Genomic DNA, 13,486 nt, shown 5'->3' with positions numbered 1-13,486 from the left:
CGCACAGATTTTCAGCTGAGCGATGCGCTGAGTCCTGAGGAAAAAGACGCGATACGTACAGGCTACCGGCGGTCTGCTGCGCTCGATCGGCCAGATACCCTGCCATATTTGCTGCTGCCTCTGCAGGACATTGCCTCACGAAGCAGTATCAGTGTCAGACTTGCCAGAATTACCCTCCTTGCCGTTCTTGCAGAAACGCACCGGTCGGGTCAGCCCTGCTGGCAGTGGACGCAGGAAAGATGGTTAACGCTCTGTGAGCAACACTGTTCCGGCAGGCCTCTGCTTGCTGCTTTTGCCTTTCATCTCGGTCCGTTTTCTTCTCCGCTCAGCCTGCCAGTGCATGGCGCACCGTCGTTGTACGCCAGTGCTATATATGGCCGGAGTATTGTCAGTCATGAAATTAACCGGCTGACAGACGTTCTGATCTCAATGGGATATGCCGGGCAGAATCAGAAGCACAATATGTCCGGTATGCTGGGTGTACTGATGCTGATGAACAACGACCCGCGTCTTGAAACTTTTACGACAGACCTCCTGTGGCGGGGGCAGAACTGCCACGACCGGGGAATCGCAAGAGCTACGGGGAAAATATCCTGTGCGCTTGCTGCTATTGGAATTATAGAGAGCCCCCTGAGAATGCGTAACTATCAGGAATGGCATGAAAAGCCAACACAAGGTATCGCACCTGACTGGGCGCGGTGGTGCCGGATGTGGCGGGAAACGTCGGTACTCCGCCTCCGCTCCAGAGAAACTCAGTACAGTTTTATTCTCCGCTGTGGCCTGTGGCTTGCCCGGGAAAAGCCGGAAATATGCGAGCCCTCTGACTGGACAATGGAAACCTGCGCCAGCTTTATTGCAATGGTCGGCAGACTGAAAGTAGACGAGCTGTCACTGGATACAAAGAAAGGGGGCAGACAATCAAAACGCTCAGGAGAACCCCTGATGCCGCATTCCCGCAGCCGGTTTGTTTATGCCATTCGCCGTTTTATGCTTGATTATGAAAGCTGGGGATGGGGGCGATTAAAGTTCAGTCCGGCCCGCCATCTGTCCACGCCTGATACACCGCTGTTTCGTCAGGGCGTGAGCCCCCGCGTTATTGATGATCCGGTCTGGCTCAGACTGGTCTGGGCGAGTCTGAACCTGCGTCAGGAAGATTTGCTGAGCGAAATTCATTATCCCCTGTCTATGCTTCAGGCTATGGCGGTTATCTGGACGCATGCCGGGCTGCGACAGAACGAGCTGTTGCGCCTGACAATGAACTGCGTTACCCCACAGGCGGATGACATTCTGCAGGAAAACAGCAGCCCTGTCCCGGCCGGTACTCTGTGCTATCTCAGCGTGCCAGCCGGCAAAACGTCTAAAGCTTTTGTTAAGCCAGTCTCGTCTGTTGTGAAAAAATATGTCGATATCTGGCTCAGTGAGCGTCCTCAGGAGCAGGCAGCATTTACGGATGAACGCACCGGCGAAAAAGTTCGTTTCCTGTTTCAGAACCGGGGTAAACCGGTGGGAAGAAACATAATAAATCTCACTGTCATTCCGCTTCTCTGCGCCAGAGCGGGTATGTCTGTGGAAGATTCACGCGGTCCCATTACCAGCCACCGCGGCCGTGCTTCTGCCGTTACAGCACTGGCCAGTGTTGCCGGGGGGATGTCTTTACATGAGCTGATGCAGTGGTCCGGCCATTCATCCCCACAGTCAACGCTGCATTATATTCGTATACGTCCGACTCAGCTGGCCGCTTCGTTCGTCAAAGCCGACAGGGTCTCTCATATGATAAGCGTGCTGATTGACCACGATCCGGAAGCCGCCAGTCTGACCGGACCCGCGACGTACTATGATCTGGGGGACTCATACTGCACGAACCCTTTCTGGAGCAGCTGTCAGCACCGGATGGCCTGCATCGGCTGCGATTTTAACCTGCTTAAAGACAGCGCGCGCGGGCTGATACTGGAGAGTAAAGCATCCATCCGGCGTTACCTCGAAGAGGTTCCGCTCACTCCCGATGAGAGATCCATACTGGAGCAGGATGCTGAAAAGGTTGAGCAGGCTCTTACAAGACTGGGCCCACTATCCTGACGGATCAGATGCCTACGATGTCCGGCCTGAGGGTATCGGTGCAGAGTCAGTACAGACGACCGAACGTCGTATTGATATAAATCTGATTATAGCGGGCGTGATGCCGTGACTGATGGAGCAGCAGATGAGAAAACAGAAGCGATGTATGGGGTATGCGGCTGTCGTGGTCGATCACTACGATCGTGCAATTGAGTACTACACCGATAAGCTGGGCTTTACCCTGATTGAGGACACGCCGCAGCCGGGTAAGCGCTGGGTCGTGGTGACGCCGGACCCTGACAGCGACTGTGCTATTCTTCTTGCCCGCGCGTCGAATGACCGGCAGGAAGGCTTTATCGGCAACCAGTGCGGCGGGCGGGTTTTTCTGTTTCTGCAGACCGACGACTTCTGGCGCGATTACAATGCTATGAAGGCAAAAGGCGTCCACTTCTGCCAGGAGCCGCGCGAGGAAGAATACGGAATGGTTGTCGTGTTTGAGGACATCTATGGCAATCGCTGGGACCTTTACCAGAACAGGCAGACCTGAAACTCTGTTACGACAGTGTCCCTGGATCTACGGGAAGCCTTACAGGCGTAAACCCTGTCGGTTCAGGCCCGCAGAGAGCGCTTCTGGACAATATACTGAACTGTCTGACCTCAGTGCAGCGGTCGCTGCACTGAGGTCTTCCCTGAATAGAGGCCGTACGGTCCGGGTTAACCACACAGCGTCATGATATAAAATCCGGCCGCCGTCATGGCCAGCGAACCCAGCACGTGTATCAGCACCGAGGCGGCTGCCCAGGCATAGCTGCCTGACTGCAGCAGGGCAAAGACCTCAGCCGAGAACGTGGAGAAAGTCGTCATTCCGCCACACAGCCCGGTGGTAATGAGCAGCCGCCAGGCCGGATCGAGGCCGGGATGGCGCAGAAAATACGCCAGCGCCGCCCCGATGATAAATCCACCCAGCAGGTTGACCAGCAGCGTCCCCGGCGGCAGGTCCGGAAAAAGCGCGTTCAGGCGCGCACCCAGCTGCCAGCGGATAACACACCCCATGGCACCGCCGGTGATGACGGCAAAAAGCTGATTCACATTCACTCCTTTTATTTTTTCACATTCAGAACATAACGCGACACGACCTGTGCGGCCGCATCCATTTCATATACGGCAGGCACGCCGGTCGGGATGTGCAGCTGTGCCACGCTGTCGTGGGGAATGCCGTCCAGAAAGGCGGTCAGGGCGCGCAGCGTGTTGCCGTGCGCCACGACCAGAACGGTACTTCCGCAGAGTATCTGCGGCATCACGGCGTGCTGCCAGTAGGGCATGACGCGACGCAGCGTCATTTCCAGGCTTTCCGTCACAGGCAGGTCGGCCAGCGCAACGCGGCGGTAGCGCGGGTCCCGACGCAGCTGCGCCGGAGCCTCTGCGTCCGCGGGTGGAATGCCGCTGAAGCTTTTGCGCCAGAGCCTGACGGTCTCTGCACCCATCATCCGGGCAGCCGCTTCCTTGTTCAGCCCCTGCAGCGCACCGTAATGCCGCTCGTTCAGCCGCCAGTGTTTGTCCACGGGCGTCCAGCTGCGGTCAAGACGGTCCAGCACCCGCCAGACCGTGTGAACACAGCGCGTCATCACCGAGGTGAAGACCCGATCGGGCAGCAGCCCCGCTTCCCGCAGCGCGTCACCGGCCCGGTCGGCCTCCTGCCGCCCCCGGTCCGTCAGCGGCACGTCTGTCCATCCGGTAAAACGGTTTTCCCGGTTCCACTGGCTTTCGCCATGGCGCAGGAGAATCAGCGTTGAAGGTGCCAAAGGCTGTGCTCCTGTGCCGGCCGCTGGCCGTCCGGCGGATCTGTTACGTGCGGCGCACAAACGCATGAAGCCCCGCGTAGTGTGCATCGTCACCCAGCGCCTGCTCAATGCGCATCAGCTGGTTGTACTTTTCCACGCGTTCGCCGCGGCACGGCGCGCCGGTTTTCAGGTGTCCCGCGCGCAGGGCCACCGTCAGGTCGGCAAGGAACGAGTCCGTGGTTTCCCCGCTGCGGTGGGACATGAACGCGCCCCAGCCGTGCCGCTGGCAGAGCGCTACGGCGTCCAGCGTTTCGCTGAGCGAACCTATCTGATTGAGCTTGATCAGCGCGGCGCTGGCGAGGTTTTCGTCAATGCCGCGCTGGATGTACTTCACGTTGGTGACAAACAGGTCGTCACCAACCAGCTCGGCCCTGCCCGCAAGCTGCTGGTGCAGATGCTTCCAGCCCGCCCAGTCGTCCTCGGCCAGGCCGTCTTCCAGCAGGATGACCGGAAACTGGTCCATCAGCTCGCCGTAGTATGCCGTCATTTCCGCCGCGCTCAGCGCGCTGCCCTCGGTGCGCAGATGATACTGACCGTCAGCGTAAAACTCACTTGAGGCGGGGTCCATGCAGATGCTGATGTCCTCTCCGGGCCGGTATCCCGCCTTTTCAATCGCCTGTACGATAAACGCCAGCGGGTCGCGGTTCGACGACACGGCGGGCGCAAAGCCGCCTTCGTCGCCCACTGCCGCCGAGAGGTTTTTGTCCAGCAGGATCTGGCGCAGCGCCTGATAGACCTCGCTGCCCTGGCGCACGGCCTCGCGCAGCGTGGGCGCGCCGTGTGGCGCTATCATGAACTCCTGAAAGTCCGCGCCCTGACCGCGGGCGTGCACGCCACCATTGATGATGTTCATGCACGGCACGGGCAGCAGGTTCGCCTGCAGGCCTCCCAGGTAGCGCCAGAGCGGCTCTTGCGAGGCCTGTGCCGCCAGCCGGGCCACCGCCAGCGACACGCCCAGAATGGCATTGGCACCCAGCCGACTCTTGTTCTCCGTGCCGTCCAGCGCCAGCATAATGTTGTCCAGCTGACGCTGTTCGCGCACGTCGCTGCCGCGCACGGCCTGGCAGATTTCCGTATCAACCGCCCTGACGGCATCCAGTACGCCTTTGCCGCCAAAACGGTGTGCGTCACCGTCGCGGCGCTCTGCGGCCTCGCGCGAGCCGGTACTGGCCCCGGAAGGCACCGAGGCGCGCGCCATCATCCCGTCCGCGGTCCGGGCTTCAACTTCAACGGTGGGGTTGCCGCGCGAGTCAAGAATTTCACGGGCGGTCACGTTATCCAGTGTAAAGCGCATGGTGTTTCTCCCGGTTCAGTCAGTCAGGTGAGTGATAAGCACATCCACCGTAAGGTGGTTGATGTAGTCCGCCGAGCGGGAGGTGAGCATTCCCATAAAGCGGTTTCGGTGCCCGGCAAGCACGAGGTCCACGCCCAGCTCAGCGATGCACTTCTCCACGTCCTCAACGCGGCGCATGGTCACCAGCTCCCGCGTGTCTACCGTCTCAGGCACAGAGGCCGCCAGCTCACTCATAAATGCTTTGCCTTTCAGCACCTCTTCCGACACGACGTCGTCCATCAGGCTGTCGGACACGTAGTTCATCTCCCGGTAGTCGTCGCTGATGTGCGCCAGGGTGATTTTCATGCCGAGCGGCTGCGCCAGCGCAACCGCGCGTTTCAGCAGGAGGGTGCCGTCGTCTTTATCGTTCACAAGTATCAGTGCGTGGGTGTAGCAGGTCATAATGAACTCCCGTTCTGGTTAAGGCGGGACTCAAGCCACGGCAGAAGCTGCTTTTTGCGGCTGAGCATGCCCGGTATTGAGCAGGAGGCGGCGTTAACGCTCTCCCGCCCGGCGAAGTAAAGCGTTGAAAACCCGCCGCGAATGTCGGTCAGCATCAGTACCGCCAGGCCAGCCCCCGACTGGTCTGCCAGATACGCCAGGGCTGCGAGCAGGTCGTCCATCACGGGGGCAACCTGTGTCGGTGAGCTGACCTCAATCTGGGCAATGCGCACGTCGGTACCGGCAATGACGAAGGCCTTGAGGTCCCTGTCCAGCAGCTGCTGTGCGCTGAGGCCGCTGACGTCTGTTTTTGCGGTGAGGAGGTCACGAGCGAAGGCTTTGCGGTTTACGCCGGCCAGCACGCCGAGCTCGGTGGCCGAACGGATATCGTCCTCGGTGGTGGTCGGCGAGCGAAGGTTCACGGTGTCACTCAGGAGTGCGCCCAGCAGAAGCACGGCGAGCGTCGGGGGCAGCGTACGGCGCACTTCAGCGTCCATCAGCAGCCAGAGCAGCGTGGCGCTGCTGCCAGCCGGGCGGATATGCACCTCCGGCGGCAGTTGCGTTATCAGCCCGCCCAGCCGGTGGTGGTCAGTGATGCCCACGACGTTGCTCCGGAGCAGGTCGTCAGGCCCCTGCGCCGGCTCGGTGAAATCAACCAGCCAGACCCGTTCATCCTTTAGCGGAAAAGCGAGCAGCGGCGGCAGCGTCAGGCCGGCGGCGTCAAAGATAAAACGGGTTTCGCGGTTAGCCTCGCCGAGACGCCATGCGCGGGCGTCCATGCCGCGCCCGGTCAGCCAGTGCGCGGTGACGACGGCCGTACAGATAGCGTCGCTGTCAGGATTGATGTGGCCAAAAACGTGTATCAAGGGTCTCTCCCCATAAAGGGAAGTACGCAGGCCGGGAAGAAAGTAAGGACGGCCTGACGCACCTCCTGAAAATCAAGAGTCGCATCAGGCGTCATCAGCTCCGGAACGGAGCGGTTGGGAAAGGTGGAACGCCATCACCCTGTGATCTGAGTATAGAGCCGGTTGCAAAACCTGTCAGTATTATTCCGGCTGCGCTCTCAGCCCGCCAGCGCAGCGCGTGCTTCGCGCAGTACCCGACGAATTTTTTCCGGCACCGCCGGGCTTGTGCAGAGCGAGAGCGGACTGGGATGAGGCATCGTCAGCACCGTGACGCCTGGGCGCAGCTGACTGACCGTCCCGCGTGCCTGCGCCGCTACGGCACCGGCCAGCACCACCACGCGCAGCGCGGGCAGATACGCCAGCATGTCCTCAAGCCAGGCGCAGCCGGTACGGATGTCCGCCGCTGAGGGCCGTTTCTGCGACCCGTTACTGACCCAGGGCACCGTATTCCACAGCACGCTGTCCCGGCGCGCAATACCGGCTTCCGCCAGAAACCGCCCCAGATTCTTCTGGGCCGGCCCCGGGTTATCACGCGACACGAACCGGGGTGACGGGCTGCTGCGCGCCGGCGACTGCAGCAGGACGAGCAGTCCGGCCCCGTTCCCGCCGTCGGCCGGATCAAACCACGGCAGTTCCACGCCGGCCTGACGCTGCCCGCTGACCCAGTGATTCAGCGCGGCCACGTGCGGCGCGGTGACTGCCGCGAGGCGTTCCTCGCGTAAAAACGAGTCCAGCAGCGATGCGCAGGTTTCACTCACGGCTTCCGGTCCAGGCCTGCCAGGCAGGGAGAAACAAACAGTTTACCGCTCCATGCTCCGCGCACTGTTTTCACCGCGACCAGCAGCCACATGGCCGCCAGCATGACGACAAGAAGCGCACCGAAGCCTTTAAAGAATGCGAGGTCAATCAGGGTAGACAGCTTCAGCGTGGCCACGGTGTACACGCCCAGCGGGAAGGTAAAGCCCCACCATCCGAGGTTGAACGGGATGCCTTCACGGAAGTATCGCACGGTTATCAGCGTGGCCAGCAGCATCCACCACAGGCCGCAGCCCCAGAAGAGAATGCCGGCAACGAACCCTATACCCTGCGCGATGTGACCGATTTCCGGCATGCCTGCCGCGGCAAACACGGCCGGTGCATCTCCGCCAATGACCAGCATGCCGAGCGATCCGGTGCCAATCGGCCCCAGCGCCAGCCAGCTTGAGGCCGCCATGCTTTCGTGCGGTAGCTTGTGCAGCGCCATACGCAGCAGCAGGATGGCAAGGATGCTCAGCGCCACCGGCACGGAGTACGCCCACAGCACGTAGCTGGTAATAATGATGCCGAGCTGCGCGTGAGTGTCAGCAATGTGCGGCGCCAGCAGGCCGCCACTGACCGCCGCAACCTCGGCGGCCACGACCGGCAGTAACCAGACGGCGGTCATCTGGTCAATGCTGTGCTGCTGCCGGGTAAACATCATGTAGGGAATACACACGCCACACAGCAGCGACATCGCCACGTCCAGCCACCACAGGGCGTGTGCCACGGGAACGACGTCAGCCCCCCACCGGGGAAGGCCAAACGCCAGCAGCCCGTTGATGATGGTGGCCATGCCCATCGGAATGGTGCCGAAGAACATGGACACGGTTGAATGGCCGAAGATGCGCTTTGCCTCACCGAAGTACATGGCCCAGCGGGCCAGGTACATCACGGCAAAGACGCTGAACAGCAGGATGTTAAACATCCAGAGCCCCTCGGCGACGAGGCGCAAACCCGGAACCGGCCAGGGGAACTGCGCCAGAGACAGCGACAGGATGCCGGTCCCCATGGTGGCAGCGAACCAGTTAGGCGTGAACTGACGTATGGCCTCTTTCGGGCTGCTCAGCGCGCTCAGCTGTCGCGCTCCGTTATGCAGGGTAAATATTTTATCGCTCATGCCGGAATCTCCTGTGTAAACAGAAACAGTATAGGCATGCAGGTGTAAATCTTTAAAACAGGTTATTCAGCTAGAATAAATCTGTAAAAGTGGTTTACTCCCCCCCACTCTGCGAAGGACTGTTACTGCGCCGGAGTGAGGGAGGGACTGAATCAGGCCTGCGGCGGGCTTTTAATCGTGGCCGTGACGCGGTTCTGTTTCATGTCAACTACCGAAATACTGAGGTCTTTATTCAGCACCCACGCGCGGGCACCGTCTTTACTGAAAACGATGGCCTGGCGGGGCGCATCCAGCCCGGTAACGGTGGCGACCACCCTACCGGCGGCGGTGTCAATAACGGAGAGGCTGTTGTCACCCAGGTTGCCGCTGTAAACATAGCGGTTATCCGGCGTCAGGGCGGCACCGTAAGGGTCCTGCCCCACGGGAATGGTTGCCGTAATGGCGCGCTTCTGCGTGTCAACCACGGCGATGGTGTTGCTGCCGCTGTTAGCCGCGTAAAGTGTGCGGCCGTCGGCGCTGACAGAAATGGCGCGCAGCTTGCTGAAGCCGGTTATCTCGCCGCGAATCTCGCCCGTTACGGCGTCAACCAGGGTAATTTTGTCGCCCTTAAAGTTGGTGACGTAGACGGTTTTGCCGTCCGGGCTGATTTTGATGCCCTGACGGGGCTGGGCAAAACCCGTCACGACCGCAACGGGCCGGTTGAGGGTCAGGTCATAAACCGAGAGCGTGCTGGCGGCCTCGTTATTCACATACAGGCGCTGACCGTCACGGCTGATAGCTGTGCCGAATGCCCCGGCCCCCAGCGGCAGCGTGGTCTCCACGTCAAGCGTCCCGGTGCTGATTTTTCTGACCACGCCGAGGCTACTATCTGAAAGATATACAGCCTTCCCGTCGGGGGAGAAAAGCGCATTGCGGGGCGTGACGTATCCCTTCAGCACCTTTCTGACCTTCCCCGCGGTAAGGTCGTAAACCACCACGTCAGAGCGCTCACTGTAGGAGGCCACCGCCGTTTTTTCATCGGGACTGACAGCAAGAGAATTATTGTGGATATCGCCGTCAAACGTCCAGCGCGCCTCTGCGGCACTGGCGAGAGTGCTGATGAGAAGAAACGCCACCGCGGTCAGTCCCGGGATACTGTATTTTTTTATCATCATTTTTTCCTGCATAGGGGTGGTAAGGAATAAGATTCATTGCCCGCTTAAGGGCTTCAGAAGAAGCGTGGCAGATAAACCCCCTCACAGGGAAATCGATTTTCCGGCTATGCCTTACCAGTTCACTTCTTTATGCTCTGAGTGGAGGTAAGCTGCAGCAATTTAAGTCTGAATGAGTGAGGCTCTGGATTTCAGTCGATGAGGTATAGTTGCTCATTTTTTTGTTTAAATTGCATTCCACATAAACGGCGACATGTCAGCGCGCATGATGGCCATACTGGGTGAGATGGCCGCGGGACAGGAAGTCTATTCCATCGATGAGTCTTTCCTGGATGTGACCGGGATTAGTGACCTTATCTCCCTTGAGACTTTTGGTCAGCAGATGCGCGAGCGCATCCGGCGTGAAACCGGGCTGATTATTGGCGTAGGATTCGGACCAACGAAGACATTGGCCAAGCTGGCCAACTATGCGGCAAAGAAGTGGACGCAGACCAGGGGTGTCGTGGATTTGTCCAGCAGAGTCCGGCAGCGAAAACTCCTGCACCTGACCGACGTCGCTGATATCTGGGGGATTGGCCCGCGCATTACCAAACGCATGCATCAGCTGGGGATCACAACGGCTCTGCAGCTGGCTGACAGCAATATCAGCATGATACGTAAAAACTTTGACGTTATTGTTGAGCGCACTACTCGCGAACTTAATGGTGAGTCCTGCATTGCACTGGAAGATGCCCCGCCACCAAAGCAGCACATTTTAAACTCGCGATCTTTTGGCGAAAGAGTCATAAAACTGGAAGACATGCAGCAGGCAATCGTGCTGTATGCCACACGTGCGGCGGAAAAACTCAGGGAGCAGAATTCGCGCTGCCGACATATCAGTGTTTCCATCGCCACCGCTCGTCACGGTGATGAACCGCAATATTCGAATGCCGCCTCTCGCATCTGTGATTATCCGACGAACGACACCCGCGACATAATTGAGTCAGCGCTAAGCGGCCTCAACACCATCTGGCAGGAGGGTTACCGGTATGCGAAAGCTGGCGTCATGCTGGGAGATTTTTATCAGTCAGGTGTTGCGCAGTTTGACATGTTCAGTGAGCAGCAGCCGCGTGCGAACGCAGACGCGCTAATGGCAGCACTGGACTGTATTAATCGATCCGGGAAAGGAAAAGTCTTTTTCGCGGGGCAGGGTGATCGCGACAGTTCATGGCAGATGAAGCGTGAAATGCTGTCGCCACGCTACACTACGAGATTAAAAGATATCCCAAGCATAAAATAAATGTACAAGTACTCCGGGAATGCCATTTCTGTTTTAGAATTAGAAATTATAGTAGCCATTCAATTAAGCTAAAGTAAAATGGTGAAAAATTATGTATAAATTTCATGCAAATTGCTTAAAACCTTCCAATCATTCAATACAACCATTTTGACTAAAATGATTTGATCGAGTTTTTAGTGTGTTGAGTTTTTATCGCAAATTAGTGGGTGTTTTTAAATATTTCAATTAAGGAGTTTTTACTATGATTACAAGTGGGATTTTAATAGGGCAAATAATTGATGATTTGTCAAATATAGTACAGCAAGCAAAAATTAGAAATCAGCTTGGGCACACTGATTTGTCTGTTTTTTGTGAAAACTTCTTCATGAAAATTTTAAATGAGACATTAGATCTATCCTTAAAAAATACAAATAAAGATAGAGCTAATGAACCTGGCATTGATCTTGCTGATAAATACAATAAAACAGCATTTCAAGTCACAACGACTAAAACAAGCGCTAAAGTAATTAATACGCTTGAAAAAATCACACCTGAGCAAAGAAATCTTTATCGGAACATATATATATTCATTGTAGGCGACAAGCAAGACAAGTATGAAGCCGTAACAAATGCACTTAATAATCGAAGTAAAAAAGAGCAGTCTGTTGATGAGGTTGATAAAGAGGGGGGCATTAATATCCATGAGGACATAATATTCGAACCAAATGAAAACATCATGGATTTGACTGACTTGTTTCGTAAAATTGTAGGGTTAGACCTTGTTAGGATTCAAAAGATTCATGCCCTCGTTCAACAAGAAGGAGCAAAGGTTAAAATAGAGCTGCAGGTGCCTGATGAGGATGGTAAATTTCAAACAGAAGGCTATGATCTGTGGGAACCAAAGCAAAAACAACAAGTTGGTGATGGGGTATCATTCTCTACTTGGGAAGCTGCGCAAGGGGATAACAAACCATCGCAAGCTGATATCGATCTTGTTAAAAAAGATATAGAGCATATAGCATCCAAGCTTAACTCATTACCTAGAATAACACGTGAGTTTTTAGCTGCGCTCTATGAACGCGCTAATTATAAACGTGAGCGCTTTGCTGAACACCCAAGCGTTTTTTTAAATGTTGTAAAAAAAACATATTTAAATTCAGAAGAAGAGATAAGTTTACTGCTAACTGAGAATTTAATTTCTATTGATCATGAAAAAAATCCTGAAAGACATTTAGATCCAGAGATAGGTTTGGATATGTATCTCCCGCATAAATCAACGCTTGATCTCTCGTTTTATGATTTTGTGACTGAAAAAAATCTCTCATTCCGTGATGTAATTGGGAATATCAATTTTTCAGCCTTCTGACTAGAGGTAGGATGCATGATTTAAATCATTCTTTAAAATCACCAATCAAGGCGGTTAATTATCCTTCATCTTTATTATAGGAATTTATGCTGGCTGAAGTCGCATGCTACAAGATGGGGGAAACCTGGTGGCCTCCGGAACGTCCCTTCTGCTCGCAGGGATGTCACTGGCTGTTTGATCGGGGCAGCGTCTGGCTCAAAAACATCGTTCTGCTTGATCAGCGGGATGCGGATACTTTAAGTAGACTTTGTTTTATAGATGAGTGGGGGCTAGCGGTTCGCCGGATGCGCCCGTCATTTGTGACCGTAACAACGGCGAGTGGTTAGATTACCGGCCCTGATATTTTTACCCGATGCCGCCCCGACCGGCGGCATCCCTCCAGTAAGGGATAATGAAGTCGCGTCGCTCCGTTTCTTTTGCCGCTTCCCGTCCTGCGGCCGGAAACCGGCAGGGACAAATTGCCGTGGCCGGGATGCTGATCGAGCAGATCGATACCGAACTGGTGGCGTTGCACCGGCGCGCTGCCGAAATGCGCGGCCACCTGAAATAACGGAAGGGCGGTCATTTTATGACCGCCTGCTGTCTGTGCGCGGATAATGCTGCCGCTGCGCTTTTGTCCACAGAGTTACTGACCGGATATGCACCAGGGCTGTGGACAGAATGAAATAAGATACCCTCTTAACCTGCAACCAGTTTCGTGACCAAAAGGCATGTATCTAAATAGAAGACGAAAGGCGAATGCTCCTAAAGCCTTCTGGAATACAGTTTCGCCAAATTAAAACAAAACACCCGAGCATCACTGTTTTGATAAAAATCAACAATGGGTTGTTATTTAAATGACCGGTTTAGCCCGCATTAAGTTGCTCCAGCGCACAATTGAGGGGCTGTGGTGAATCCCCCTGTGCGGCGGGGCTTAAGCTGAAAGTGCAGAATACGAAGCAGGTCGGTCTGGCTTTGCCGATCTACCGGGAGGCACCCGGCACCGCAGCCACCCCTGTTTCAACAGTGTAATCTGATTACTGCTGAGCAGCGCACATAACCGCAGGGTGGGCAGTATCCTTTTCTGCGCAGACTCCCTCCTGCCTCCTGACGCGGGTCCTCAGTTGTAGGTCACGCTGAGCGTCTCCTTCCCGGCCCCCGCCGGACACCCCGGCAGCCGGTACCGGTGCTGCCCGCCCGTCAGCGTTATCCGCCGCTGCACCGCACCGTCCGCCCCGCACG

13 protein-coding genes and 1 riboswitch are annotated in these 13,486 nt (G+C 56.3%); of the genes, 5 read left to right on the top strand and 8 right to left on the bottom strand.

Features of this window, described 5'->3' with window-relative positions:
- Positions 1–942: 942 nt before the first annotated feature.
- Positions 943–2,076 carry a tyrosine-type recombinase/integrase gene (locus tag QSK07_RS21370; RefSeq protein ID WP_285722970.1) on the top strand — a complete coding sequence of 378 codons (1,134 nt, stop codon included), beginning with the start codon at positions 943–945 and terminating at the stop codon, positions 2,074–2,076.
- A gap of 124 nt (positions 2,077–2,200) precedes the next feature.
- On the top strand, positions 2,201–2,602 hold the full coding sequence (locus tag QSK07_RS21365; protein ID WP_285722968.1) for a VOC family protein: 402 nt from the start codon (positions 2,201–2,203) through the stop codon (positions 2,600–2,602).
- A 167-nt stretch (positions 2,603–2,769) separates the two neighbouring features.
- On the opposite strand, the gene crcB is transcribed toward QSK07_RS21365, so the two are convergent.
- The 8 genes from crcB to QSK07_RS21325 form a co-directional block, all read right to left on the bottom strand.
- Positions 2,770–3,144 (bottom strand): fluoride efflux transporter CrcB, encoded by a 375-nt coding sequence (gene crcB, locus QSK07_RS21360; protein WP_179291223.1) that lies wholly within the window; start codon positions 3,142–3,144, stop codon positions 2,770–2,772.
- Positions 3,145–3,155: 11 nt separating this feature from the next.
- Positions 3,156–3,857: a 2,3-bisphosphoglycerate-dependent phosphoglycerate mutase gene (locus QSK07_RS21355; protein WP_095708198.1), complete on the bottom strand. Its 702-nt coding sequence runs from the start codon at positions 3,855–3,857 to the stop codon at positions 3,156–3,158.
- Positions 3,858–3,900: 43 nt separating this feature from the next.
- On the bottom strand, positions 3,901–5,190 hold the full coding sequence (gene eno, locus QSK07_RS21350; protein WP_095708197.1) for a phosphopyruvate hydratase: 1,290 nt from the start codon (positions 5,188–5,190) through the stop codon (positions 3,901–3,903).
- Positions 5,191–5,205: 15 nt separating this feature from the next.
- Positions 5,206–5,631 (bottom strand): universal stress protein, encoded by a 426-nt coding sequence (locus QSK07_RS21345; RefSeq protein WP_095708196.1) that lies wholly within the window; start codon positions 5,629–5,631, stop codon positions 5,206–5,208.
- On the bottom strand, positions 5,628–6,536 hold the full coding sequence (locus tag QSK07_RS21340; protein ID WP_285722963.1) for a DHHA2 domain-containing protein: 909 nt from the start codon (positions 6,534–6,536) through the stop codon (positions 5,628–5,630). The genes QSK07_RS21345 and QSK07_RS21340 overlap by 4 nt, the downstream gene beginning before the upstream one ends.
- Before the next feature lie 78 nt (positions 6,537–6,614).
- Positions 6,615–6,684: riboswitch (Fluoride riboswitch) on the bottom strand.
- A 49-nt stretch (positions 6,685–6,733) separates the two neighbouring features.
- Positions 6,734–7,333, bottom strand: a complete 600-nt coding sequence (locus QSK07_RS21335) for a uracil-DNA glycosylase family protein (RefSeq protein WP_285722961.1) — start codon at positions 7,331–7,333, stop codon at positions 6,734–6,736.
- Positions 7,330–8,490: a TDT family transporter gene (locus QSK07_RS21330; protein ID WP_502921728.1), complete on the bottom strand. Its 1,161-nt coding sequence runs from the start codon at positions 8,488–8,490 to the stop codon at positions 7,330–7,332. The genes QSK07_RS21335 and QSK07_RS21330 overlap by 4 nt, the downstream gene beginning before the upstream one ends.
- A 152-nt stretch (positions 8,491–8,642) precedes the next feature.
- Positions 8,643–9,641 carry a YncE family protein gene (locus QSK07_RS21325; RefSeq protein WP_095708192.1) on the bottom strand — a complete coding sequence of 333 codons (999 nt, stop codon included), beginning with the start codon at positions 9,639–9,641 and terminating at the stop codon, positions 8,643–8,645.
- Positions 9,642–9,894: 253 nt separating this feature from the next.
- Here QSK07_RS21325 and umuC point away from each other — a divergent pair, with 253 nt between their 5' ends.
- The 3 genes from umuC to QSK07_RS21310 all read left to right on the top strand — a co-directional run bounded on the left by umuC (position 9,895) and on the right by QSK07_RS21310 (position 12,815).
- Positions 9,895–10,920, top strand: a complete 1,026-nt coding sequence (umuC, locus tag QSK07_RS21320) for a translesion error-prone DNA polymerase V subunit UmuC (protein WP_285722958.1) — start codon at positions 9,895–9,897, stop codon at positions 10,918–10,920.
- Between the two features lie 241 nt (positions 10,921–11,161).
- Complete coding sequence (locus QSK07_RS21315; protein ID WP_285722956.1) at positions 11,162–12,265, top strand: SMEK domain-containing protein; 1,104 nt, start codon at positions 11,162–11,164, stop codon at positions 12,263–12,265.
- A gap of 391 nt (positions 12,266–12,656) precedes the next feature.
- Positions 12,657–12,815 (top strand): hypothetical protein, encoded by a 159-nt coding sequence (locus QSK07_RS21310; protein ID WP_285722954.1) that lies wholly within the window; start codon positions 12,657–12,659, stop codon positions 12,813–12,815.
- Positions 12,816–13,486: the final 671 nt, after the last annotated feature.

The organism is Pantoea sp. QMID4 (assembly GCF_030270445.1).
GTDB lineage: Bacteria > Pseudomonadota > Gammaproteobacteria > Enterobacterales > Enterobacteriaceae > Pantoea > Pantoea vagans.
The sequence above is the reverse complement of the archived record's forward strand: the minus strand, read 5'-3'. Positions and strand labels throughout refer to the sequence as shown.

Excerpts from the sequence above, each read along its gene's own strand:
- QSK07_RS21370 (WP_285722970.1), top strand. The coding sequence starts at position 943 with ATGCCGCATTCCCGCAGCCGGTTTGTTTATGCCATTCGCCGTTTTATG.
- QSK07_RS21365 (WP_285722968.1), top strand. The coding sequence starts at position 2,201 with ATGAGAAAACAGAAGCGATGTATGGGGTATGCGGCTGTCGTGGTCGAT.
- eno (WP_095708197.1), bottom strand. The coding sequence starts at position 5,190 with ATGCGCTTTACACTGGATAACGTGACCGCCCGTGAAATTCTTGACTCG.
- QSK07_RS21345 (WP_095708196.1), bottom strand. The coding sequence starts at position 5,631 with ATGACCTGCTACACCCACGCACTGATACTTGTGAACGATAAAGACGAC.
- QSK07_RS21330 (WP_502921728.1), bottom strand. The coding sequence starts at position 8,490 with ATGAGCGATAAAATATTTACCCTGCATAACGGAGCGCGACAGCTGAGC.
- QSK07_RS21325 (WP_095708192.1), bottom strand. The coding sequence starts at position 9,641 with ATGATAAAAAAATACAGTATCCCGGGACTGACCGCGGTGGCGTTTCTT.
- umuC (WP_285722958.1), top strand. The coding sequence starts at position 9,895 with ATGTCAGCGCGCATGATGGCCATACTGGGTGAGATGGCCGCGGGACAG.
- QSK07_RS21315 (WP_285722956.1), top strand. The coding sequence starts at position 11,162 with ATGATTACAAGTGGGATTTTAATAGGGCAAATAATTGATGATTTGTCA.
- QSK07_RS21310 (WP_285722954.1), top strand. The coding sequence starts at position 12,657 with ATGAAGTCGCGTCGCTCCGTTTCTTTTGCCGCTTCCCGTCCTGCGGCC.